This is a genomic window from Empedobacter sp. ULE_I140, from assembly GCF_053482575.1.
This window is the reverse complement of the sequence record NZ_JBQMTX010000001.1, coordinates 1631998-1655783: the sequence shown is the minus strand read 5'-3', so window position 1 is coordinate 1655783 and position 23786 is coordinate 1631998. Positions and strand designations below refer to the sequence as shown.

Sequence of the window (23786 nt, the reverse complement as noted above, 5' to 3'; positions counted from 1 at the left end):
AGTAGAAAAGCCACTCAAATCGAGTGGCTTTCTTTTTTGCCTACATTTTTGAAATTACTATTTTTACTGCTTATCAAAACTCACATGAAAAATTTAACATCTCTAATTTTACTCTTTATCGGTTTACAAATAGTAAATGCACGAGAAATAGTAAACTTCAACTCTAATTGGAGCTTTAAAAAAGGGCCATTTACCACTGCAGAAATTAATTACAATTCTATCTTCAAAGGCGATTGGCAATTGGTTCAAGTTCCACATACATGGAATGCAACTGATATGCAAACGAACCAAGTTACACCTGGTTTTTATAGTACAAACGAGCGTTTTTATGTGGGTGATTCGTATTACAGAAAATCTTTTACGCCAAAAACAAACTGGAAAGGTAAACGAATCTTTATCAAATTTGAAGGTGTTGGAGCAAATGCAGAAGTTTACATGAATAATTCTCCTTTAAAATCAACTCAAAATAAGAACAAAGTAAGCTATCAAAGTGATGTAAACAACGGAAATTATAATTTTGTAGGTCGTCATCAAGGTGGATATTCTGCTTTTGTTTTGGAATTGACAGGAATGTTAAAATTTGATCAAGAAAATGAAATTTTGGTTAAAGCTAATAACGAAGAAAATCCAGCAATTATTCCTGTTAATCATGTTTTATTCCTGTTTATGGCGGAATTTATCGTCCTGTTTCGTTAATTGTTACTGATCCTATCAATATTGCTGTAAATGATTTTGCTTCGGCTGGAATTTTTATTTCTCAGAAAAATGTTAGTAAAAAATCGGCTGATATTCATCTTAAAGTCAAAGTTGATAATAAATCAGCTCAAACAAATAACATCGAAATTTTCACTTCGATCATCGATCATAACAATAAAACTGTAAAGTCTATCAGCACTCCTTACACTCTATCACCACAAGGAAGACAAGAAATTATTCAAGATATTAAGGTTAATAATCCACATTTATGGAATGGATTAGAAGATCCATATTTATATAAAGTAGTGACACAAATCAAACAAAATAATCAAGTTTTAGATGAAGTAACACAACCTTTGGGTATTCGTAAATTTGAACTAAAAGCGAACGAAGGTTTCTTCTTAAACGACAAAAAATATCCGCTTTATGGCGTGACAAGACATCAAGATCGCTGGGGAAAAGGTTCGGCTTTATCAAATGAAGATCACGATGAAGATTTAGCAATTATAAAAGAAATTGGTGCAACTTCTATTCGATTAGCTCATTACCAACAATCTGATTATTTTTACTCGAAATGTGATAGTCTAGGATTGATTGTTTGGGCAGAAATTCCGTTTGTGAATCAGGTTACAACCTTGGAAGAAAATAATGCAATGCAACAATTAAAAGAGTTGATTCGTCAAAATTACAATCATCCATCTATTTACACTTGGGGATTACACAATGAAGTTTATTCGCCAAATAATTACACCATCGAATTGACAACAAAGCTAAATGACTTAGCTAAAACAGAAGATTCTGATCGTTATACAGTACAAGTAAGTGGTTATAATGTGGTCGATCATCCAGTTAATAATAATGCGGATATACAAGGAATTAATCATTATTTTGGATGGTACAATGGCGAAGTAGAAAATTTGACAGACAAAGAAGATGTTGAAACTTGGGCGAATGAAATTTCGAAAAAATTCAAAGATTACAAAATCATTTTCTCTGAATATGGCGCAGAAGCAAAACCTGAAGATCAAGTTGAAGTTGCTGGGAACTATGGAAATCAATGGAGTGATCCTGCATTTTTTCCAGAAGAATTTGCAACTAAATTTCATATTGTTCATTGGGCAACAATAGAAAAACATCCAATATTTTTGGGATCTTATGTTTGGAATACTTTCGATTTTGCAACGCCTATTACACGATTAAATGTTAATCCAAGAAATTTCAAAGGTTTGGTTTCGTTTGATCGAAAAATTAAAAAAGATCCTTTTTATTGGTATAAAGCAAATTGGAGCAAAGAACCTGTTGTTTATTTAACGCAACGTAGAATGGTAAATAGAGGAAATGAATTTACAACTGTTACAATCTTCTCTAATCAAGGAACGCCAACGTTAACTGTAAATGGTAAAAAGATTGAAAATGTAAAAAATGGCTATAATAAGATTCATTTCGTTGCTGAAAATGTTCAATTGCAAAAAGGTGAAAACATAATCATTGCAGAAACTAATCTTAATGGAAAAACCATTTCAGATAAGATTATTTGGAACTATGATTCAAAATATAAAACTTCTCAAAAAGAAGCCACTACGAAAGATATTCATGTTGGACTTTAGTGAGAAATAATATCATTAAAAAAGGCTTAAAAATTAATTTTTAAGCCTTTTTTAATTGTAGTTTACTACTTATTTTTCAAAATCTCGTGAAAAACGGTTTGAGCTGAGAAAATTCGGTTCGTTGCTTCATCAATTACGATAGAACGATCAGAATCTAAAACTTCATCAGATACTACTACATTGCGACGAACTGGTAAACAATGCATAAATTTTCCGTTATTTGTCAAATTCATTTTATCCATTGTCACTTCCCAATCCTTATCACCATCATTCGGTTGACCATAATTTTCATAAGAAGACCAGTTTTTTGCATAGACAAAATCAGCATCTTTCAACGCTTCATCTTGATCATAAGCAATCGTTGCTCCATCAGTAAATTTTGGATCTAGCTCCAAACCTTTTGGTTGTACAACTGTAAAATCTACCCAATCTACTTTAGAAAACCATTGCGCAAAAGAATTCGGAACAGCTTGTGGCAAACGACGTGGATGCGGCGCCCAAGTCATCACAACTTTCACTTTCTTTTCAGGTTTTGTCCCAGGCGTATAACCCGTTTTTTCTGCAATTGTAATTAAATCAGCAAAAGATTGTAATGGATGTAATGTTGCACTTTCCAAAGACACAACAGGAACAGAAGATAATTCTTTTACTTTATTGAACATGATTTCGTTATAATCTTCATCACGATCTACTAATTTCGGAAAAGTACGAACGCCTAAAACATCACAATACGCACTCATTACCTGAATTGCTTCTTTGATATGTTCTTGCGAATCTCCGTTCATCACAGCACCATCAGCCATTTCCAATGTCCAAGAATCTGCTCCAGCATTCAAAACCCAAGCATTTGCTCCAAGATTATAAGCCGCTTTAATAGAGCTTAGACGTGTACGTAAACTTGGATTAAAAAATATTAAACCAATTGTTTTGTTTTTACCAACCTCTTGTTGAGCAAAAGGATTTGCTTTAATTTCTAAGGCTATTTTTAGTAATTCGTCGATGTTTTCTACATCATTAACCGAAGTAAATTGTTTCATAATTGAGAAGAATCTTTTGTTTTATTTGTTCTGCAAAATTAGTTGAAACAATCGAGGTTTAAAGAATTATTTTTTCTAATTTTCACTTAAAACAACGTCAATTCATCTTGAGGACCACGAATATCTAAATCTAAATCATTGTTTAATTTCTTAATAAAATATTTGGTTAACATTGGCGATTCTAACTCTAAATTTTGATGAATAAAAAAGTACAATTTCTGCAAACCTTCTGCTTTCCAAAGTTTAATTGTTTCAATCCATTCATCTAATCGTTCATAATCGGAGGGAATATTTGCTCCAACAAAACGCACAAAAGCTTCATTCGAAGTCAATCGCATATGCACCATATCTCTCCTACCCGCTGTATCAACAATAATATTTGAAATGTTATGCTTTTCTAATAACGAAACCAATCGATTAAAATTTTCTTCGTTCGAAAACCAATCTTCATGACGAAGTTCTACAGCTAACGGATAACCTTTCGGAAAATTTTGAATGAAATTTTCTAATTTTTCAAAATCTTTTGGAGCAAAATTTTCGTGCATTTGTAAGAAAATCATTCCTAATTTTTCTTCAAATAACGCAACTGCATCCAAATATTCATTCAATTTATCTGTCACATTTTGCAATCGTCCATAATGACTAATACTTTGTGGAATTTTCGGGAAAAATTTAAAATCTTTTGGAGTTTTATTTGCCCTAGTTTCGACATTTTCTTTACTTGGCGAACGATAATATGTCGCATTTAGCTCGATACTATTAAATTGCTTTGAATAATAACTCAATTCATCTTTTGTTTTAGGCGGATAAAAATTCTTCAAATCTTGCTTATTCCATTTTGCACAGCCTACATATACTTCGAAATTATCTGATTTATCAGCTTTATTCAACAAATCAATCGTTTCTTTTGGCGTTTTTGGCAATGTAAAATTAACCAATTCTGGGTTTTCTACTTTTCCGAATTTCATCTTTCTAAATTTGAACGAAAATTAAGCAATTATAAGCAGTTCTCATGATCTATTTTACGACAAAATGTCAGAAAAATTTCATTTGGAATATCTTTTGAAATTTAGAATTCGTCAATAAATCTTATGATTTAGACTATTTACAAGAAAAACTAATTATTAAATAATAAAAATACAATAACGATGAATAAAGGAAATATTAATGTTTCGGTAGAGAATATCTTTCCATTAATTAAGAAGTTTTTATACAGCGATCACGAAATCTTTTTACGTGAATTAATTTCAAATGCTTCTGACGCAACCCTGAAATTAAAGCATTTAACAAGTATTGGTGACGCAAAAGTAGAATACGGAAATCCAAAAATTGAAGTAAAAATCAATAAAGACGATAATACTTTGCACATTATTGACCAAGGTTTGGGAATGACAGCTGATGAAGTGGAGAAATACATCAATCAAGTGGCGTTTTCTGGAGCGGAAGAATTTATCAATCAACACCAAGATGCGGACGGAATTATCGGACATTTTGGTTTAGGTTTTTATTCTGCATTTATGGTTGCGGATAAAGTAGAAATCATAACAAAATCATATAAAGACGAGCCTGCAGTTCATTGGACGTGTGATGGTTCTCCTGAATTTACATTAGAAAATTCGGATAAAACAGATCGTGGAACTGAAATCGTTTTACACATTGCAGAAGACTCGAAAGAGTTTTTAGACGAATGGAAAATCCGTGAATTATTGAATAAATACAATAAATTCATGCCAATTCCGATCAAATTTGGAACGAAAAAAGAAACACTTCCTTTACCAGAAGATGCTTCAGAAGATGCAAAACCTGAGGAAATCGAAGTTGATGATATTATCAATAATACAAATCCGGCTTGGACAAAAGCGCCATCAGAATTGTCTGACGAAGATTATCAAAATTTCTACAGAGAATTGTATCCAATGCAATTCGAAGAACCTTTATTCCATATTCACTTAAATGTTGATTATCCATTTAATTTGACTGGAATTTTATTCTTCCCAAAATTAGGAAACAACATCAATATTGATAAAGATCGTATTCAATTGTACCAAAATCAAGTGTTTGTAACAGACGAAGTGAAAGGAATTGTACCTGATTTCTTGATGTTATTGCGCGGTGTGATTGATTCTCCAGATATTCCGTTGAATGTTTCGCGTTCGTACTTACAAGCTGATGGAGCAGTTAAGAAAATTTCTGCGCATATTACGAAAAAAGTGGCGGATAAAATGTCTTCATTAATGAATCAAAATCGTGAAGATTACGAGCAAAAATGGAACGATATTAAAGTTGTCATTGAATATGGAATGATTTCGGAAGATAAATTCTTCGAAAAATCTGACAAATTTGCATTGTATCCAACAGTTGATGGTAAATATTTTACTTGGGACGAATTAAATAGTGCGATTAAAGACAACCAAACAAATAAAGACGGAAAATTAGTTATTCTTTACGCATCTGATGTTGATGGACAAGATCAATACATACAAATTGCGAAAGAAAAAGGTTACGAAGTAATTTTATTAGATTCTCCTATTTCTTCTCACTTGATTCAGAAGTTAGAATCTACAAAAGAAAATGTAACATTTGTTCGTGTTGATGCAGATCATATCAATAATTTGATTGAAAAAGATGAAGTTAAAATTTCCAAATTATCTGATGATGATAAAGAAAAATTGAAAACTGAAATCACAGAATCAATCAACAATAAATCATATACAATTCAATTAGAAGATTTATCTGGAACAGATGCACCTTTCATCATTACGCAATCAGAATTTATGCGTCGTATGAAAGATATGCAAGCTTCTGGCGGAGCTGGGATGTTTGGAATGGGTAATTTACCTGAAATGTATAATGTTGTTGTGAATGCAAACTCGGATTTAGCAACAGAAATTTTAGCTAAAGATTCGAAAGAAGAAAAAGAAGCGTTGATTAATCAAGCATTAGATCTAGCAAAATTATCACAAGGTTTGTTAAAAGGTAAAGAATTAACAAATTTTATCAATAGAAGTTTTAAGAACATTAAATAATCTCAGAACACTATATTTTAGTAATCTTAAACTTAAAATCCAGCACATAATGTGCTGGATTTTTTATTTCTAAATAGATTTATTGATGTGTTAAACTTTTAAAATTAATCTGAAATAATTTGTAAAACATGATTTTTATCATTAATTTTACATCAAGGAATTAATAATTATTCGTTCAGGACTTCAAAATACTTTAGTTGTTTTGAAACAGAACATTAAAATTAATAGTTGTTTTTCCACAAAATAACGAAATTTTTAAGCCGACAGAGAATTTTCATAATAAGGTGAAAATTAATTCAAATCATTATCAAAAATTTCGGGAAGGATTTCAAGAAATTGAAATCCTTTTTTCTCCAGACGTTCTTTTTAAATCGATTTTGCTCATAGTTTTTGCATTTTTACATATAATTAATAATCAATCAGACATGAGTACATTTCATTTATTATTTACAATAGATATTTGTTCTATTTATAAAAATTCTTTTTTTATAATCATTTAAATAGAACAAGTTACAATGGACTTATTCAGAAGAAAGAATTTGACATTGGGAAGGATTTCAAGAAATTGAAATCCTTTTTTTATGCAATTATTATAACAAAAAAAGAGCGACAAATATGTCGCTCTTTTAATATATATCAGAATGTTATTATTCTTGTGATACAATTTTTGCAGATAAATACTCACGGTTCATACGTGCGATGTTATCTAAAGAAATTCCTTTTGGACATTCGATTTCACAAGCTCCTGTATTTGTACAGTTACCAAAACCTTCTAAATCCATTTGTGCAACCATTTTTTGAGCACGACGAGCAGCTTCTACTTGTCCTTGTGGTAATAATGCGAATTGAGAAACTTTAGCTCCTACGAATAACATTGCAGATCCATTTTTACAAGTTGCAACACAAGCTCCACAACCAATACATGTTGCAGCGTCAAACGCTTCATCTGCATGCATTTTGTTTACTGGAATGTTGTTTGCATCTACTGTACGTCCTGATGTGTTTACAGAAATGTAACCACCAGCTTGTTGGATACGGTCGAAAGATGAACGGTCTACAATTAAATCTTTGATTACTGGGAATGCAGCAGATCTCCATGGTTCGATGTAAATCGTTTCACCATCTTTGAACATACGCATATGTAATTGACAAGTTGTAACACCTCTATCTGGTCCGTGCGCTTCTCCATTGATGAATAAAGAACACATACCACAAATACCTTCACGACAGTCGTGGTCGAATGCAACTGGCTCTTTTCCTTCCTCTATTAATTGCTCGTTTAATAAATCAAGCATTTCTAAGAAAGAAGAATCAGTAGAAACATCTTTTAAGGAATATGTTTCCATTTTTCCTTGAGCATTAGCGTTTTTTTGACGCCAAATTTTCAGCGTGATGCTGATTGTTTTTGATGATGCCATAATTCTATATGATATTTTGACATTTTGCTTGAAGGTTTGTTATCAAGCAAAATGATTTTATTATTTATAACTACGAGTTTTAAGCTCGATATATTTGTAATTTAATTCCTCTTTGTGTAAAACCTCAGTGTTGATATCATCACCTTTATATTCCCAAGCGGCAACATAAGTATAATTTTCATCATCACGCATTGCTTCACCTTCTTCTGTTTGGTACTCCTCACGGAAGTGACCACCACAAGACTCATTACGGTTAAGAGCGTCAATTGCCATTAACTGTCCTAATTCTAAGAAGTCAGCTACACGTCCAGCTTTCTCTAACTCAGTGTTCATTTCGTTAGCATCACCAGGAACTTTTACATCACGGTAGAATTCTTCACGTAAAGCAGCAATTTCAGCAATCGCTTCTTTTAAACCTTGAGCATTACGAGCCATACCTACTTTGTTCCACATAATATTTCCTAAACGTTTGTGGAAACTATCTACAGTTTTAGTTCCTTTATTGCTTAAGAAATGTTGAATTTGGTCTTTAACAGCCTTTTCAGCTTCATCAAATTCTGGCGTATTTGTAGGAATTTTACCTGTACGAATATCTGCTGATAAATAATCTGCAATTGTATAAGGTAATACGAAATAACCATCTGCTAAACCTTGCATTAATGCAGAAGCTCCTAAACGGTTAGCTCCGTGATCAGAGAAGTTAGCTTCTCCTACTACGAAACATCCAGGAATTGTTGATTGTAAGTTGTAGTCAACCCAAACACCACCCATTGTGTAGTGAATTGCTGGATAGATACGCATTGGATTTTCGTATGGATTCTCATCTGTAATTTTCCAATACATTTGGAATAAGTTTCCATATTTCTCTTCAATCCATTTTTTACCTAATTTCTCGATTTCAGCATCTGATGGATTTTGATCTCCGTTTGCGAAAGCAACCTCACGACCTTTTTTCTTGATCTCATCTGTAAAATCTAAATAAACTCCTTCTCCAGTTTCATTTGCTTCAATACCATAACCAGCATCACAACGCTCTTTTGCAGCACGAGATGCAACGTCACGAGGAACTAAGTTACCAAATGCAGGATAACGTCTTTCTAAGTAGTAATCTCTGTCTTCTTCTTTGATATCAACTGCTTTTTTCTTACCAGCACGGATTGCTTCAGCATCTTCTTTCTTTTTAGGAACCCAGATACGACCAGAGTTACGTAAAGATTCAGACATTAAAGTCAATTTAGATTGATTTGTTCCGTGGATTGGAATACAAGTTGGGTGAATTTGTACATAACAAGGGTTAGCAAAATAAGCACCTTTTTTGTGAATTTTCCATGCTGAAGTTACGTTAGAACCCATTGCATTAGAAGATAAGAAATATACGTTTCCGTAACCACCAGTAGCAATAACTACTGCGTGAGCAGAATGTCTTTCGATTTCACCTGTAATTAAATTACGAGCGATAATACCACGAGCTTTACCATCTACAAGTACAATATCTAACATTTCGTGACGGTTGTACATTTGGATGTGCCCTAAGTGGATTTGCTGATTCATTGCTGAATAAGCTCCTAATAATAATTGTTGCCCTGTTTGACCTTTCGCATAGAAAGTACGAGATACTTGTACCCCACCAAAAGAACGATTATCTAATAACCCACCGTAATCACGTGCAAAAGGAACCCCTTGCATTACACATTGGTCGATAATATTACCAGAAACCTCCGCTAAACGATAAACGTTAGACTCACGAGCGCGGTAATCACCACCTTTGATTGTATCGTAAAATAAACGATAGATAGAGTCGTTATCTCCTTTATAATTTTTAGCAGCATTAATACCCCCTTGTGCAGCAATAGAGTGAGCACGACGAGGTGAATCTTGGTAACAGAAAGCTTTTACTTTATATCCTAACTCTGCTAAAGTAGCAGCTGCAGAACCACCAGCTAAACCAGTACCTACAACAATAACATCAATTTTATCACGGTTATTTGGAGCCACTAAGTTTAGGTGTGCTTTGTGTTCGCTCCATTGTTTTGCGATATCTCCTTCTGGAGTTTTAGAATCTAATATACTCATTTCTTGATATTATTTAATTATTTAACAAAAAAATGGTAAACAGCAATGATAATGAAACCAGCTGGAATTAAAATAGAGTACCATTTTCCGAAAGCAACAATTACTGGCGTGTATTTGTTGTGTCTTGCTCCAATAGATTGGAATGCAGACGCAAAACCATGTTGTAAGTGTAATGATAAAAATACAAATGCAACAATGTAAATTACTAATCTTACAAAACTTAAAGCACCTTCTAATGTGAAAACGTGGTTTAAGTGATCCATAAAGTAATTTCCTTGAGCAAACTCAGGATTTGGAGCAATGTAGTGATCAGTAATTGTAGGAACCCAAAAGTCATACAAGTGTAATAATAAGAAAATTAAAATTACAGATCCAGAAACTAACATGTTTCTTGACATCCAAGAAGCATTTGCAGCACCATTATACTTTTGATAAGCAACTGGTCCACGCGCTTTCTTGTTTTGCGCTTCTAATACAAACCCCATTACAAAGTGGTATACAACACCAATTAATAAAATAGGCTGCATTAAATATTGGATAAAAGGGTTATCACTCATGAAAGCCGAAACTTCATTGAACCCATTCGGATTAATAACAGATAATGCATTAATCACGAAATGTTGTAACAAGAACACGATCAAAAATAACGCTGAAAGCGCCATCGCGAACTTCTTACCAATCGAAGATTTTAGTAATGATTCATTTGCCATAAAGCAATTCGTTTAATTTTTTAGATATTTCCACAAATTTAATCATCCCATTGCTCTAATCACAATGAAATATATCATTTCGTTAACAGATTTCGATAGTTTAGAATCATTCTTAGTTAATTAAGACATTTTTAACAATTTTTCTAAATTTTTATTGCTTAATAAATAATTAATTTCTATACTTGCAGTAGAAAAGTAGAACAACTTTTCATAGGTTTAAGTTAGTTAGGTTAATCCTCTTATAGAAATATAAGAGGATTTTTTATTTTTTTAGTTGTATGTAACATTATTCTTTTTTTTACTACATATAAAGAGCAACAGAATAATAGTTTGAATAATAAAGCAAAAATATTTACCGAATTAGTCGAGAAAAATCAGGGAATTATCCATAAGGTTTGTCGTATTTACACAGACGACAAGGATTCTCATGACGATTTATTTCAGGAAATTGTATTGCAATTATGGCGTTCTTACGATTCCTTCAAGGGAGATTCAAAATTTAGTACGTGGATGTATCGTGTTAGCTTAAACACAGCAATTACATTAATCAGAAAAAAAACAAAATCCAGTGAAACTGATTTTAATGAAGCTCAATTTTTAAACTTAACATCAGACGACAAAGACGAATTTTTAGAAGAACGTATCACACTTTTATACGCGGCAATTAGATTATTAAACGACGTAGAACGTGCATTGGTACTGCTATTTTTGGAAGACTTACCTTACAAAGACATTGCCGAAACTTTAGGAATTTCGGAAGTAAATGCACGAGTAAAGATGAACAGAGTGAAGATAAAATTAAAAGAAATAATGTTTAAAATGGAACAATAATGGAGTTAGATGACTTAAAATCAATTTGGGGTTCCATAAAGGAAGAAGAAAAGTTTGATCAAAATCAAATTTTTCAAATGTTGAAGAAAAAATCATCAACGACAATAAAATGGTTATTTATATTCACTTTTTGCGAATTTATCCTTTTTCTTGTCTACAATTTATATGTTTTAATTTCAGGAAAAAATTTTTTTAATAACGAAGTCAAAACATTAGTCGAAGAAAAAACAATTAACAATTACGAGATCGCTTCGGTTTTTAGTATTGTGATTACGTTTGGATTTTTGGTGATGGCTTATCGTTATTTCAAAAAAATAGATCTTAATCAATCTGTGGTCGATTTGATGAAAAACATTATTTCATTTCGTCGATTGGTGAACTTGTTTATTCTTTTCACCGTTTTAAGTTTAATTGTTTCTTCTGCCCCATTCTATTACGAATTAGGCCAATCTATTTATTTGGCAAAACACGCTCATGATATACAGCCAATTGTGAATAATGCTGCTGTTTATGGTTGGATTGCAATAATAACTGCTGTTGCTTTTATTGTGATTATAGGAACGGTTTATTATGGGATTATTTATTTTTTATTTTTAAGAAAACTTCAACAAAACATGAAAGAGTTGAAAGAAATGAAATAAAATCTTATTTTTGTAAACTGAATGAAAAAATTTATCCAATATCTTATGCTAACGATTTCACTGTTTATGACAGTGTATCAGTCTGCGCATATATTGGATCATGCTCTAAATAAAGAGCACAAAGAGCTGAAAGACAAATTCTCTAACGTACACGATCATAGCTGTACAATTTGCCATTTCAATCAACATTTTATAGAAAATGATTCAGAAATTGAGTTATTTGAATGGTCACAATCATTTATCCAAAAAGATAAAACACTTTACACAACTCGTGTAAAACAAGCTGTATTACTTACTCAAAAAAGTCTTCGAGCACCGCCCTACGCAATTTAATTTCAGAAAAAACCACCTTATTTTTTTAACGTTATTAAATTATTGTATTTATGTCAATCAACATAAAATGTAGTATTGCGGCTACATTATTGTGCGGAACTGTGTTTGCACAAAACATTTTCGAAGGTCAAATTATAGATAAAAATCAAAAACCAATTCCTTTCGCAACTGTATACTTCAACAACGAAGAATATCACACAAATGCCGAAGGAAAATTTAGAATTGAGAATTTAAACAAAGGAAATTATCAAGTTCAAATTGATGAGCAAGGTTACGAACCTTTTTCTCAAAATATTACGTTTGATTCTCAACAAAAATTTGTTTTTACACTTACTTTTCACAAAGCATATAATTTAGATGAAGTTACTGTTTTAGGGCATCATCACGATTTTTCAACAGCTAATGTAGAGCGTGTCGATCAATCTTATATTCAAGAAAACTATGCAGGATCATTAGCCAAATCACTTGAAAATATTGCAGGTGTTAATGCTTCTGGAATTGGATCATCAGCTTCAAAACCAATTATTCGTGGACTTGGTTTCAATCGATTAATTGTTGCTGAAAATGGTGTAAAACAAGAAGGACAACAATGGGGAGCCGATCATGGTTTGGAGATTGATGCGCTAAATGTTGAAGATGTCGAAGTGATAAAAGGGCCTGCGGCTTTGGAGTACGGAAATGAAGCTATTGCTGGAGTTATCAAGATTAACAATAACAATTTACCAGCGAAACATTCACTTTCTGGAGAAGCAAAAACTTTATATCAATCAATAAATGATAATTACGGAATTGGATTTAATTTGAAATCTCGTAACGATCATTTTTTCTATAAAATAAAAGGTTCTTATTCTGATTATGCAGACTACAGAACGACTACCGATCGCATTTATTACCTGAATCGCTATTTACCAATTTACAATAAACGTGTAAAAAATACGGCTGGACAAGATTTGAATGCTGAAATACAAACAGGTTATATTGGTGAGAAATTTCGTTCAATTTTAACGGTTTCTAACGTTAATCAGAAAATCGGTTTCTTTCCTGGTTCACACGGAATTCCTTCTGTAGATAGACTTCAAGATGATGGAAATTATAGAAATATCGAATTTCCTTATCAAAAAGTGAATCATTTTAAAGTAATTTCCGAAAATGAATTTCGTTTAAATTCAAAAGACGTTTTAAAATTTTTAGCAAGTTATCAAAACAATCGTCGACAAGAAGTTAGTTCATTTCACACACATTATGCAAATCAACCAGTTCCAACAAAAAATCCTGATTTAGAATTAGATTTTAATTTATCAACGTATGATTCTCAATTAAAATTTGAACATAATCATAGCAAAAATTTCAAAACAATAATTGGCGCACAAGCGCAATTACAAGCCAATAATATTGCCGGTTACAATTATTTATTACCAAAATATGACCGAAATATTTTTAGCGGATTTTTGATTGAAGAATTCAAAAAAGGAAATCGTTGGAAAGTAACTGCTGGTTTACGTTACGATTATTCGACGTTCAAATCGGAAGGTTATTTTGATGAATTTCTTTACAATTATTTGATTGAAAAAGGTAATTCTGAAGGCATTGCAGATTATTATGCAAATCGTAGCAAATCAATCGATCGTAGTTTCAGTAATTTAAACGGAATGATTGGTGCAACTTTTCAACCAAATGATTTATGGGATTTCAACTTGAATGTTGGAACAAATTTCCGTTTACCAACCGCTATAGAATTGGGTTCTAACGGAATTCATCACGGTAGTTTTAGACATGAACGAGGTGACGAAAATCTTGATATAGAAAAAGGAATTGCTGTAGATTTCAAATCTGTTTTTCACAAAAATGATTGGAATATTTCGCTAAGTCCGTATTTATATTATTTCAGCAATTATATTTTCTTAAAACCTTCGGGACAATTTTCGATTCTTCCTCATGGTGGACAAATTTATCAATATACACAAAGCAAAGCTTTGTTGACTGGTTTTGAATTTGAAGTTCGTAAGAAAATCAACGAAAATTTTGATGCAAATCTTGTGTACGAATATTTATACAATCGACAAATTACGGAAAATAAAAAATTCGGAAATTATCTTCCTTTCACTCCTGCAAATAATTTATTTGGACAAATTAATTATAAAATCAATCAAAATATTGCATTTTTAGAAGGTTTGAGCTTTTTTGCAAATGGAAAATATACATTTGAGCAAGATAAAATTGCACAAAATGAAGATATCACTCCAAGTTATTTCTTGGTTGGAATTGGAGGAAAAACGAAACTTAAATTCAATAATTTTAGTGCAAATTTAAGTGTTCAGGTTTCTAATTTATTCAATAAAAACTATTACAATCACACCAGTTTTTATCGTGCATTGCAATTACCAGAACAAGCTCGAAACATACAAATTATGTTAGGAATTCCGTTCGGAAAATAGTTGATACATGAAAAAGAAACATCCTATTTTTGGACTTTTCTTTAGTATTATTCTTTTTTCGATTCCAACTTTTAATCAATTACATTTTTCTTTAATCGATCATTCACAAGATTTTTCGAATCAAAAGAAAGAAATTATTCATCATCAATGTAATCATTTCACCTATTACTCTGTCTTTATTGACACGCATGATGAACCAAAAATAGAATCAAAACCGAACGAAGAATTTTACAGTAAAGAAAGTTTTGAACAAGTAGAAAAAATTAAACATTCTACAATTGAATATCATTTTACACGAGGTCCGCCTCAGGATTTTGTTTATTAATAAATCAACCAAAATCTTAAAAAAATAATATTCAATTCAAAAAAAATAAAACAATGAAAAATTCAATTTTAAACTATTCATTTATAACATTATCAGCATTATTCATTACATCTTGTTCATCAGATGATTCTTCATTAGATACAACAAAACCTGAAATTAATTTGATTGCACCTAAAGACCACGATGAATTTCATTTAGGCGAAACCATCTCAATTGATGCTATTTTGAAAGACAATGTAGAATTGGGAACGGTAAAAATTGAAATTCATTCCGCAGAAGATGGTCATCAACACAGAACAGCAAATGTTAATTGGACGTATGATGCAGAAGAAGCTATTCCAGCAGGAAAAACTGAGCACACATTAAGTCATAAAGTAAATATTCCTACAGAAGGTATTACGGAAGGACATTATCACTTAGGATTATTCTTAATTGATCGCGCTGGAAATCAAACGCAATCTTTTATCGAAATCGTTGTAGGTGAAGATTACGACCATGATCACTAAAAAAAAAATTTGAAAACGTCCGAAATTTCGGGCGTTTTTTTATGTGCATTGTTAAAAGAATACTATTTTAGCACTCTTCAATTATATCAAAACAAAAAAATGATTGCAATAGCAGATAGTGGTTCTACTAAAACGGATTGGGTAATTTTAGATAGCGACCTTAATGAAGTTTTTAGAACAAGTACAATTGGATTTAATCCGTATTTTGTAACAGCAGAAGATATTACGACTGAATTACAAAAAAATGAAGATTTTGCACCTGTTGCAAATGATTTCGCAAAAATCTTTTTTTATGGTGCTGGAACTTCCAGCGAAACAATGCATGCTGTTGTTAAAGAAGGTTTACAAAACTTCTTTACAAATGCTGAATTTGTAATAGACCATGATTTATTAGCCGCTTGTTATGCCACTTACATGGGAAAACCTGCAATGGTCTGTATCTTAGGAACAGGTTCTAACTCTTGTTATTTCGATGGAACAACAATGCGTGAAGAAACAAAATCTTTAGCTTATATCTTAGGAGACGAAGGTTCTGGAAATGACTTAGGAAAACGTGTATTACGCGCTTTTTATACAAAAAAAATGCCTCCACATTTAGCAAAAGCTTTTGATGATTATTATAAATTATCTGTAGATGAGTTAAATAAAAATGTGTACCAAAATAAATTTGCAAATACATATTTAGCTTCTTTCAATAAATTTGTTGTTGAACATAAAAATGATCCATTTATTCAGAAAATTATTTATGATGCGATGTCTTCTTTTATCGAATATCAAATTATGCCTTACGAAGAAGCTCGTCATTCTGAATTAAATTTTATTGGTTCAATTGCTCATATTTACGAAGATGTTATTCGTTCAGTTGCGGCAGAATATCACTTAACAGTTGGTCATATTATTAGAAAACCAATTGATAATGTTGTTGATTATCACAAAAAATATTTGATTAAATAAGCATGGCAGCTCAACCAAAAATAGCGGTAATTTCTTACAATACTCCTCATCGCAAAACACAAGATGTTTTGCACGGATTAAAAGCTAAAGGTTATCAAAATGTAAAAATATTTGCTTTGCCTTTTGTACAAAGAGAAAATCCGTTCAAACCAATTTATCAACATCGTCCAAGTAAAGCGATTCAAGTAAATTTAGATGATTACTGTAATAATTTTGGTTATAATTTCGATTTGACAACTGCTGAAACGTTGAATAATCAATTAAACGATTATAAAGCTGAATATGTAATTATTGCAGGTGCGGGATTATTACCAGATGAGTTGGTTGACAATCATAAAATTATCAATACACACCCAGGTTTTTTACCTTTGACAAGAGGTTTAGATTCATTAAAATGGGCAATCACAAAAGGAGTCGAAATTGGTGTTACAACTCATTTTGTAGACACAGAAGCCGATGCTGGCTTTTTGATTGAACAACAATATGTTCCTGTTTACGGGAATGATACGTTTCATTCTTTGGCTAATCGTCAATATGAAACAGAAATTGAAATGTTAGTTAATTCGATTGAATTAATACCAACACTTTCAGAATTCAAATCACTTTCATCAAATGAATTTGAAGCGACGCGCAGAATGCCAAAAGCTATTGAAGAAAATTTGATGCAAGCATTTGACACTTACAAAGAAAAATATAAAAGGGATTAAAAATTTTTTAGAAAAAAATTAAAAAGCTAACCGAATTGGTTAGCTTTTTTGTTGAATCTATTTTTTAATTTGATTTTACTATCTTTAATAAAACAATTAAAATGAACAAAGAAAAATCTTTGAGCGAATTATCATTAGAAGAATTAAATGAAAAAAGAAAAAAAGTTAACAAACTAAATCTTAGCATTCAAATTCCATTATTACTCATTGCAATCGCTTTATTAATTCTGAAAATGACAAACAAATATGATATCAATGTAACATTCGTTATTTTATTATCATGTTCTGTAACTTTTATTCCTCTTATAACAGGTTTAGCGAAAATAAATGCAGAAATTAATACCAGAAAAAAAGCAAATCAATGAGTTTCTTTTCTCTTTTTCCTAAGATGTAAAACATTTTTGATTGGATTATAAATCATAATAAAAACCATCATTACAATTCCGAAATAAAATAAGGTTCTAAAAATTTGAATATCTGCAATCAACAAAGCTTGGTTATACAATTGAGATTTTAGATTAGTTGCTGTCAAACTGATCGATTCATTTACTAAATGAGTTGTATTGTGTTTATTGAATAAATTATTCCATTGTTCTTGAAAAATTGTATTGGTAATATCTAGATTTTTCGTCATCAAAAATTGATGTTTAGTCGTCAAGAAAAGAATTGCATTCTGCATAATCGAAAAACTAATTGTCGACGACCAATAACGCATTGCGACTGCTGCTTGCATGGTATTCATAGAAAAATTAGCATGTACAGAACAAACCATATATTGCAAAATTGGCGCAAACAACATTCCTTGTCCCATTCCTTCCATCAACAATGGCGGAATAACTGCATTTGGACGCGTGTCTGGAACTAAAATGTAACTAAACCACAACATAGCAGACGTTAAACAGAAAAATCCTCCAAGAAATACATATTTATATTGCGTTTGAAATTGTGTGATGATATAATAAGCAAACAATGCTCCGATGTAAATTCCTGCACAATTATAATATTGTATTTGCAAAACAAACTCCCAATGCCATTTCCAAACAACATTCATCACTTGATAAATGTTACTCATACTCGATTTGAATATATAAAATGTAAAAAACAACAACATACCTACAATAACTCTTTCGGAACGAAGAATCTCGAAATGGAAAATCGGTTTTTTAGACGTTAATTGTTGCAAAATAAATAAGCCCGAAAAAATAAGCATTGCAGCAAACGCAATAACGATATAAAGCGATTCGAACCAATAATATCTTTTACCATAAATCAGCAAAAAAGCTCCTGCTATTAATGACATCATCATCAAAAAATAACCAGCTAAATTCAACTGATACAAAGGTTTTTGGGGATACAATCTACCATGACTAAAAAGAAATACGTAAATCAATAATGATAAAACATGAAAAAAGATAACAGTATAAATCACCATATTGAAATTATAATTTTCGATGGCAAATTTTACAATAGAGGTCGTGTATTTATCAGCCGTCATCATAAATCCATACAAAAACGTATTTCCTAATAACCGTCCATATTCGCCTTTTATACGCGACATAATTAGCGGAACAATAATACAACCTTCGAGATAAGATGTTGTTCCTTGTATCACACGAAGCAAATAAATCAATTGCGTATTTGTTGTCAACGAAATCATTAACATTAATACAATATTGATAATCGTCATAAACAATAAATAGGAGCGAATATTAAAGAACTGAAAAAGCCGTTCGTTAATAAAAAGCCCACATACAATCGTTGCGTAAGCCAAAGAAAAAATGAATTGTAAATCGTCTACATCAACATCAAGAAATGAAGCTGTAAACGTACTATTCATATTGAAAAGTGAGAGAATCATCACATGCGGAATCAACGCGGCAATGAGAATTGGAAGCACCAATTTTTCTGGTATCCATTTCTTGAAAATGGGATGTTGATTGTGCATTGAGTTATTTATTCAATTTTACAATCAAGTTCAAAACATTCATTCGAAAGTTTGTCTAATTAAAAATATTTTATTGATTTCGTGATTATCTTACCTAAAAAGTAAAAAAGGAAAGCTGCCTGAGAAAAGTCAAAAGGCTAATATGTGATTCTGAATAATAAATCGTTAAAATACGATGATTCATTTTTATAAAACTATAACAAATTTAAAATCAATAAAATACAATTAATATTTTCTGTAACATTAATTATTTTTCGTTTGATTTATTTTGATGGCAAAAGTAAGTGCTGTCTCAGAAAAACAAGTTGATTATTTGAGAATATAATTTGTTCATTTACGCCATTTTTAAATTAAAAAAACTTTAAACTATCTCCTTTCTACCAGATGATTTTGATAAAACATTCATTTTTAAAAATTTGTCATAAAAAAACGTACTTGATTCTATTAAACCAAATACGTTAACTAAATAAAAAGTAATATATAAAAATTATTTTAACGATGTAAAAGTCTATTCTTTAATGGTTGATAAAGAATCACAAAAATTGCAGCAATAATTCCCACAACAAACAATGTTCGGAAAATCTCAATATTACTAACCAACAAAGCTTGGTTGTACAATTTTACTTTTAAAGCTGCAGCAGTAATACTTTCTGCTTCATTTGGGAGATGATTCGCAATATTTTTATTGAACAAATTATTCCATTGTTGTTGGAAAATAGGACTCGTTTTATCTAAATTTTTGGTCATCAAAAATTGATGTTTAGTCGTCAAATATAAAATTGCATTTTGCATTAACGAAAAACCAATTGTTGTAGTCCAAAAACGAATTGCCGTACCTGCTTGTGCCGCACTACCAGTAATAGAAGGATGTACAGAACCTGTAATATACAACACTAATGGCGTAAAAATAACACCTTGCGCAATTCCTTCTAACATCAATGTTGGTGCTATTGCCTCGACTTTTGTGTCTGGATAAAACAAATAACTAAACCACAACATGCTCATGGCTAAAAGTACAAATCCAAGAAAAAATATTTTTCTAAAATCGACTCTATTCTTAACCATAAAAAATGAAAACACAACACCAATGATAGAACCAGCCACATTAAAATATTGAATCTGCAACACATATTCCCATTGCCATTTCCAAACTGTTGACATAACTTGGTAAATATTGCTCATCCCAGCACGCAAAGTATAGAAAACAAAAAACATTAATATTCCTAAAATGACACGTTCTGATTTGAAAATCTCAAAATGAAACAAAGGTCGTTTGGCTGTTTTTTGATGCAATAAAAATAAACCACTAAAAACGAGTGTTGATGCAAATGCTATGATAATAATTGGCGATTCGAACCAATAATATTTTTTTCCATAAATCAAGAAAAATGCACCAGAAATTAGAGAAATAATCATCAAGAAAATTCCGCCTAAATTTAATTGATACAATGGTTTTTTAGGAAACATTCTGTTGTGATTAAAGAAAAATACATAAATAATTAATGCAACAACATGAAAACTCATAATCGTATACACCATCATATTGTGGTTATAATTCTCAATCGCAAACTTCACAATAGAAGTCGTGAATTTATCTCCCGTTAACATTACGCCGTACAAAAACGAATAAGCAATCAATTTTGAATGTTCACTTTTAATATTCGACATAATAATTGGTAACAAAATACAACCTTCGAAAAGTGATAAAGGCCCTTGAATAAAACGCAGAATCAAAATCATTTCTGTATTTGTTGTCAATGTCATTCCAAACAATACCAAAATGTTAAGCATGGTCATTGTTAGCAAATAACTTCTGATATTGAAAAAGTGAAAAAATCGAACGTGAATAAATAAACCACAAACAATAGTGGCATACGCCATCGAAAAAAGGAACTGCAAATCGTCGACCTCCAAATCCAAAAATGATGCAGTAAACGTACTATTCATGTTGAATATCGTCAAAATCATCAAATGTGGAAATAGCGCAAGGATAAAAATTGGCACAACCAATTTTTGCGGAACCCATTTATTGAATATTGAATTTTGTTGTGACATTTATTTAATTTACTTTTTCTGCGGAAACATTTACATTCATTCCGGTACGTAATTTTTCGTTATTTTTAGACTCTTTCAGAATTATTTTCACAGGAAAACGTTGTTCAATTTTCACGAAATTCCCTGTTGCATTATCAGGTTTTATCAAAGCAAACTCAGACCCAGAAGCTGGCGAAAGTGATTCAATTTTTCCTTCAAACTCAATGTTTTTGTAGGCATCAGCTTTTATAATAACTGGTTGATCCAAATCGATTTCTCCAATTTGCGTTTCTTTAAAATTCGCAACAATCCATTTCTCTTTCGAAACTACTTGCACCAAAGCTTGTCCTTCTTTTATTAACTGACCTTCTTGTATATTTTTTGTTCCAACCCAACCATCGTAAGGCGCCACAACATAAGTATATGAGAGAGTAAGTTTGGCATCGTTCAATTGGGCTTTTCGTTGTAAAATTTGAGTTTTTGCAGGCGCAACTTTTGTTTGTTCTGCAGACGCACTAACATTCACGGCATTACGTTGTTGTTCCAAAGCACTCAAACTTGCTTTTGCTTGTTTATATTTCGCTTCAACTTCTTCAAACTGTTGCACGGTTGCAGCATCTTCTTGCACTAAATTTTTGAAACGATTATAATCTTTTTCAGTTCTCCAAACCTCTATTTTAGCAGCTTCTATATTTGCATTAACAATATTAACATCACTTGATTTTGTATCTACCGCTTTTTCATATGTTAAAACAGATTGCGAAGTCGATTCTAAATTTGCTTCTGCAATATCAATCTGGTTCTGAAATTCTCTATTGTCAATCACAACAAGCGTATCACCTTTGTGTACAAATTGATTTTCTTCGAAATTTACTTTTTTGATAAAACCAGAAACTTTACTCGAAACTGGCGTAATATATTGTCGCACTTGCGCGTCATTTGTATTGACATGTGAACTCGAAAAGAAATAAAACCAAGCTACTGCAGTGATTCCTATGATAATAAAAATCCAAGCAATCGCAGAAAGCGTTCTATTCATTCGTTTTTCTCCTTTTGTCTGTTGTTTTCCCATTTTTATAAGTTTCCTAAAATGTATTGTAATTGATAGTATTTTAATTGTTTGTTAATTTGCAATGAAATCAAATTCGATTGAGCTTCTAAATAAGCGTTATCCGCATCGATAAGTTCTGTAATCAAACTCAATTTGTTGACATATTTTGTTCTAACAATTCGATAATTTTCTTTGGCTTGACCAATTGCATCTTCCGCAATTTTTATTTTATCGATCGATTCTTCTAATCGTTTATTCGCTGCAAAAACATCATGTCGAATTTGTTCTTCTTTCTCTTCTATTTCTAATTTTGCAATTGAAATGTTACGATCTGCGATTTGCATTTTTTGTTTATTCTTGAAAAAATTACTCAACGGAATCGAAACATTTACACCAACAGAACCAAATCTGTACAAATATTCTTCTGGTGGAAAAAACATAAAGTTTGGATAATTATATCCATATTCCGCTCCAGCAGTTATTTTTGGTAATGTATTAGCTTTGGTAATTTTCTTATCAATTTCTTTCAAATTCAAATCATCTTTCGCAATTTTCAAGCTTTCACTTTGATCTATTGCTTCCAAAATCATTTCATCAACCAAACCCAAATGCTCTTCATTTGTAAACAAATCATTGGTGTCAATATGCATTTCTTGATTTTCTGGTAAGGCTAAAATTGTTTTGATTTGATGTTCAATAATCGAAATTTCATTCGCCAATTCTGTAAAAGACATTTTATGATTTGACAATTGCAATTCTGTTCTCAAGACTTCGTTGTAGGTTACCAAACCATTTTTTTTCAAGGATTCTGTTTGTTTAATCACAACCGAATCTTCTCTCATTTTATCTGAAATTAACTTTTGTTGTTCTTGCAAATGCAACGCTTGTAAATAAGCTGTGATGATTTGCATTCTCAATTCTCGTTCATCTTTTCGAACTTGCAGTTTCGAAATATTAGTTTCTATTTCAGATTTTTTCTCATCATTTTTTAATTTACCACCTAAATAAATTGGAATTTCTGCCGAAAGTGTAAAATCGTATTTCACTCGAGGAACAGCATATTTTGTAGAAGGTTTTAGAAAACCGTCTTCATATTGGCGTAAATTACTCAAAACATGAAAACCAGTATGAAAGTCTACATCTGGCAATTTCTCATTTTTAAGATCTTTCTCTTTTAATTCAGCAATATTAGTTTTTAAAGCGCTAATTTGTAATTTTTTATTATTTTGAAGTCCAATTTCAATTGCTTTGCTTAATTTCAGTTGGTTATAGTCTATTTCATTTTGAGCATAACTCAACCCACTCAGCATTAACAACAATGTAAGCAACTGATATTTAACGAATTTAAATATCATTTTGTATTATTTATAAGTCTGTTATTGATTTTTAGTGATGCAAAGTTACATTCAAAACACCTTTACCCTCTTGATAAAAAAAGAAAATAATTTGCTCATTTA

Annotated in this window: 21 protein-coding genes; 12 read left to right on the top strand and 9 right to left on the bottom strand. The window is 31.3% G+C overall.

Annotated features, from left to right (window positions below; translation table 11 throughout):
* Nucleotides 1–84: 84 nt before the first annotated feature.
* Complete coding sequence (locus ACTS9J_RS07825) at nucleotides 85–696, top strand: sugar-binding domain-containing protein (protein WP_286495215.1); 612 nt, start codon at nucleotides 85–87, stop codon at nucleotides 694–696.
* Nucleotides 657–2303, top strand: a complete 1647-nt coding sequence (locus ACTS9J_RS07820) for a glycoside hydrolase family 2 protein (RefSeq protein ID WP_313636225.1) — start codon at nucleotides 657–659, stop codon at nucleotides 2301–2303. Before ACTS9J_RS07825 ends, ACTS9J_RS07820 begins: the two co-directional genes overlap by 40 nt.
* Before the next feature lie 65 nt (nucleotides 2304–2368).
* Here the strand turns inward: ACTS9J_RS07820 and ACTS9J_RS07815 are convergent, their stop codons facing one another.
* On the bottom strand, nucleotides 2369–3340 hold the full coding sequence (locus ACTS9J_RS07815) for an N-acetylornithine carbamoyltransferase (RefSeq protein WP_416410166.1): 972 nt from the start codon (nucleotides 3338–3340) through the stop codon (nucleotides 2369–2371).
* A gap of 86 nt (nucleotides 3341–3426) precedes the next feature.
* Nucleotides 3427–4308 (bottom strand): DUF72 domain-containing protein, encoded by an 882-nt coding sequence (locus ACTS9J_RS07810; protein ID WP_416410164.1) that lies wholly within the window; start codon nucleotides 4306–4308, stop codon nucleotides 3427–3429.
* Between the two features lie 180 nt (nucleotides 4309–4488).
* On the opposite strand from ACTS9J_RS07810, the gene htpG reads away from it, so the two are divergent.
* Nucleotides 4489–6366, top strand: coding sequence for a molecular chaperone HtpG (gene htpG / locus ACTS9J_RS07805; protein WP_416410162.1), 1878 nt, complete (start codon nucleotides 4489–4491; stop codon nucleotides 6364–6366).
* Nucleotides 6367–7013: 647 nt separating this feature from the next.
* Here htpG and ACTS9J_RS07800 read toward each other — a convergent pair.
* From ACTS9J_RS07800 to ACTS9J_RS07790, 3 genes are read right to left on the bottom strand one after another with little or no spacing between them, the layout of a single operon-like run.
* Nucleotides 7014–7784: a succinate dehydrogenase/fumarate reductase iron-sulfur subunit gene (locus tag ACTS9J_RS07800; protein ID WP_038337216.1), complete on the bottom strand. Its 771-nt coding sequence runs from the start codon at nucleotides 7782–7784 to the stop codon at nucleotides 7014–7016.
* Nucleotides 7785–7844: 60 nt separating this feature from the next.
* A complete protein-coding gene (locus ACTS9J_RS07795) occupies nucleotides 7845–9857 on the bottom strand; it encodes a fumarate reductase/succinate dehydrogenase flavoprotein subunit (protein ID WP_448353107.1) in 2013 nt (670 codons plus the stop codon).
* 17 nt (nucleotides 9858–9874) lie between these two features.
* Entirely contained in the window at nucleotides 9875–10567 is a 693-nt protein-coding gene (locus ACTS9J_RS07790) for a succinate dehydrogenase cytochrome b subunit (RefSeq protein ID WP_125349257.1), read from the bottom strand.
* Nucleotides 10568–10897: 330 nt separating this feature from the next.
* Between ACTS9J_RS07790 and ACTS9J_RS07785 the strand changes: the two genes are divergently transcribed.
* The 9 genes from ACTS9J_RS07785 (at nucleotide 10898) to ACTS9J_RS07745 (ending at nucleotide 17664) form a co-directional block, all read left to right on the top strand.
* Nucleotides 10898–11398, top strand: coding sequence for an RNA polymerase sigma factor (locus ACTS9J_RS07785; RefSeq protein ID WP_291061969.1), 501 nt, complete (start codon nucleotides 10898–10900; stop codon nucleotides 11396–11398).
* Nucleotides 11398–12039 carry a hypothetical protein gene (locus tag ACTS9J_RS07780; protein WP_115001090.1) on the top strand — a complete coding sequence of 214 codons (642 nt, stop codon included), beginning with the start codon at nucleotides 11398–11400 and terminating at the stop codon, nucleotides 12037–12039. Before ACTS9J_RS07785 ends, ACTS9J_RS07780 begins: the two co-directional genes overlap by 1 nt.
* 66 nt (nucleotides 12040–12105) lie before the next feature.
* Nucleotides 12106–12372 carry a hypothetical protein gene (locus tag ACTS9J_RS07775; protein ID WP_148098210.1) on the top strand — a complete coding sequence of 89 codons (267 nt, stop codon included), beginning with the start codon at nucleotides 12106–12108 and terminating at the stop codon, nucleotides 12370–12372.
* Between the two features lie 50 nt (nucleotides 12373–12422).
* Entirely contained in the window at nucleotides 12423–14807 is a 2385-nt protein-coding gene (locus ACTS9J_RS07770) for a TonB-dependent receptor (RefSeq protein WP_221855587.1), read from the top strand.
* Between the two features lie 7 nt (nucleotides 14808–14814).
* Complete coding sequence (locus tag ACTS9J_RS07765; RefSeq protein ID WP_038337229.1) at nucleotides 14815–15132, top strand: hypothetical protein; 318 nt, start codon at nucleotides 14815–14817, stop codon at nucleotides 15130–15132.
* Between the two features lie 53 nt (nucleotides 15133–15185).
* Nucleotides 15186–15638, top strand: a complete 453-nt coding sequence (locus ACTS9J_RS07760) for a DUF4625 domain-containing protein (RefSeq protein WP_115001091.1) — start codon at nucleotides 15186–15188, stop codon at nucleotides 15636–15638.
* A 99-nt stretch (nucleotides 15639–15737) separates the two neighbouring features.
* Nucleotides 15738–16592, top strand: coding sequence for a BadF/BadG/BcrA/BcrD ATPase family protein (locus ACTS9J_RS07755; protein ID WP_221855585.1), 855 nt, complete (start codon nucleotides 15738–15740; stop codon nucleotides 16590–16592).
* A 2-nt stretch (nucleotides 16593–16594) separates the two neighbouring features.
* Nucleotides 16595–17299 (top strand): formyltransferase family protein, encoded by a 705-nt coding sequence (locus ACTS9J_RS07750; protein ID WP_286495224.1) that lies wholly within the window; start codon nucleotides 16595–16597, stop codon nucleotides 17297–17299.
* A 101-nt stretch (nucleotides 17300–17400) separates the two neighbouring features.
* Nucleotides 17401–17664 (top strand): hypothetical protein, encoded by a 264-nt coding sequence (locus ACTS9J_RS07745; protein WP_448353106.1) that lies wholly within the window; start codon nucleotides 17401–17403, stop codon nucleotides 17662–17664.
* Here ACTS9J_RS07745 and ACTS9J_RS07740 read toward each other — a convergent pair.
* The 4 genes from ACTS9J_RS07740 to ACTS9J_RS07725 all read right to left on the bottom strand — a co-directional run bounded on the left by ACTS9J_RS07740 (nucleotide 17658) and on the right by ACTS9J_RS07725 (nucleotide 23684).
* Nucleotides 17658–19244: a hypothetical protein gene (locus ACTS9J_RS07740; RefSeq protein ID WP_448353105.1), complete on the bottom strand. Its 1587-nt coding sequence runs from the start codon at nucleotides 19242–19244 to the stop codon at nucleotides 17658–17660. The genes ACTS9J_RS07745 and ACTS9J_RS07740 overlap by 7 nt on opposite strands.
* 492 nt (nucleotides 19245–19736) lie before the next feature.
* Nucleotides 19737–21299, bottom strand: a complete 1563-nt coding sequence (locus tag ACTS9J_RS07735) for a hypothetical protein (protein WP_448353104.1) — start codon at nucleotides 21297–21299, stop codon at nucleotides 19737–19739.
* A 4-nt stretch (nucleotides 21300–21303) separates the two neighbouring features.
* Nucleotides 21304–22350 carry an HlyD family secretion protein gene (locus ACTS9J_RS07730; protein WP_219034486.1) on the bottom strand — a complete coding sequence of 349 codons (1047 nt, stop codon included), beginning with the start codon at nucleotides 22348–22350 and terminating at the stop codon, nucleotides 21304–21306.
* 2 nt (nucleotides 22351–22352) lie between these two features.
* Nucleotides 22353–23684: a TolC family protein gene (locus tag ACTS9J_RS07725; protein ID WP_291049100.1), complete on the bottom strand. Its 1332-nt coding sequence runs from the start codon at nucleotides 23682–23684 to the stop codon at nucleotides 22353–22355.
* Nucleotides 23685–23786: the final 102 nt, after the last annotated feature.

What these genes read in the sequence shown, in the direction of transcription:
- ACTS9J_RS07825 (WP_286495215.1), top strand. Translation starts at nt 85, where the DNA reads ATGAAAAATTTAACATCTCTAATTTTACTCTTTATCGGTTTACAAATA.
- ACTS9J_RS07815 (WP_416410166.1), bottom strand. Translation starts at nt 3,340, where the DNA reads ATGAAACAATTTACTTCGGTTAATGATGTAGAAAACATCGACGAATTA.
- ACTS9J_RS07810 (WP_416410164.1), bottom strand. Translation starts at nt 4,308, where the DNA reads ATGAAATTCGGAAAAGTAGAAAACCCAGAATTGGTTAATTTTACATTG.
- htpG (WP_416410162.1), top strand. Translation starts at nt 4,489, where the DNA reads ATGAATAAAGGAAATATTAATGTTTCGGTAGAGAATATCTTTCCATTA.
- ACTS9J_RS07800 (WP_038337216.1), bottom strand. Translation starts at nt 7,784, where the DNA reads ATGGCATCATCAAAAACAATCAGCATCACGCTGAAAATTTGGCGTCAA.
- ACTS9J_RS07795 (WP_448353107.1), bottom strand. Translation starts at nt 9,857, where the DNA reads ATGAGTATATTAGATTCTAAAACTCCAGAAGGAGATATCGCAAAACAA.
- ACTS9J_RS07790 (WP_125349257.1), bottom strand. Translation starts at nt 10,567, where the DNA reads ATGGCAAATGAATCATTACTAAAATCTTCGATTGGTAAGAAGTTCGCG.
- ACTS9J_RS07780 (WP_115001090.1), top strand. Translation starts at nt 11,398, where the DNA reads ATGGAGTTAGATGACTTAAAATCAATTTGGGGTTCCATAAAGGAAGAA.
- ACTS9J_RS07775 (WP_148098210.1), top strand. Translation starts at nt 12,106, where the DNA reads ATGACAGTGTATCAGTCTGCGCATATATTGGATCATGCTCTAAATAAA.
- ACTS9J_RS07770 (WP_221855587.1), top strand. Translation starts at nt 12,423, where the DNA reads ATGTCAATCAACATAAAATGTAGTATTGCGGCTACATTATTGTGCGGA.
- ACTS9J_RS07765 (WP_038337229.1), top strand. Translation starts at nt 14,815, where the DNA reads ATGAAAAAGAAACATCCTATTTTTGGACTTTTCTTTAGTATTATTCTT.
- ACTS9J_RS07760 (WP_115001091.1), top strand. Translation starts at nt 15,186, where the DNA reads ATGAAAAATTCAATTTTAAACTATTCATTTATAACATTATCAGCATTA.
- ACTS9J_RS07755 (WP_221855585.1), top strand. Translation starts at nt 15,738, where the DNA reads ATGATTGCAATAGCAGATAGTGGTTCTACTAAAACGGATTGGGTAATT.
- ACTS9J_RS07750 (WP_286495224.1), top strand. Translation starts at nt 16,595, where the DNA reads ATGGCAGCTCAACCAAAAATAGCGGTAATTTCTTACAATACTCCTCAT.
- ACTS9J_RS07745 (WP_448353106.1), top strand. Translation starts at nt 17,401, where the DNA reads ATGAACAAAGAAAAATCTTTGAGCGAATTATCATTAGAAGAATTAAAT.
- ACTS9J_RS07740 (WP_448353105.1), bottom strand. Translation starts at nt 19,244, where the DNA reads ATGCACAATCAACATCCCATTTTCAAGAAATGGATACCAGAAAAATTG.
- ACTS9J_RS07735 (WP_448353104.1), bottom strand. Translation starts at nt 21,299, where the DNA reads ATGTCACAACAAAATTCAATATTCAATAAATGGGTTCCGCAAAAATTG.
- ACTS9J_RS07730 (WP_219034486.1), bottom strand. Translation starts at nt 22,350, where the DNA reads ATGGGAAAACAACAGACAAAAGGAGAAAAACGAATGAATAGAACGCTT.
- ACTS9J_RS07725 (WP_291049100.1), bottom strand. Translation starts at nt 23,684, where the DNA reads ATGATATTTAAATTCGTTAAATATCAGTTGCTTACATTGTTGTTAATG.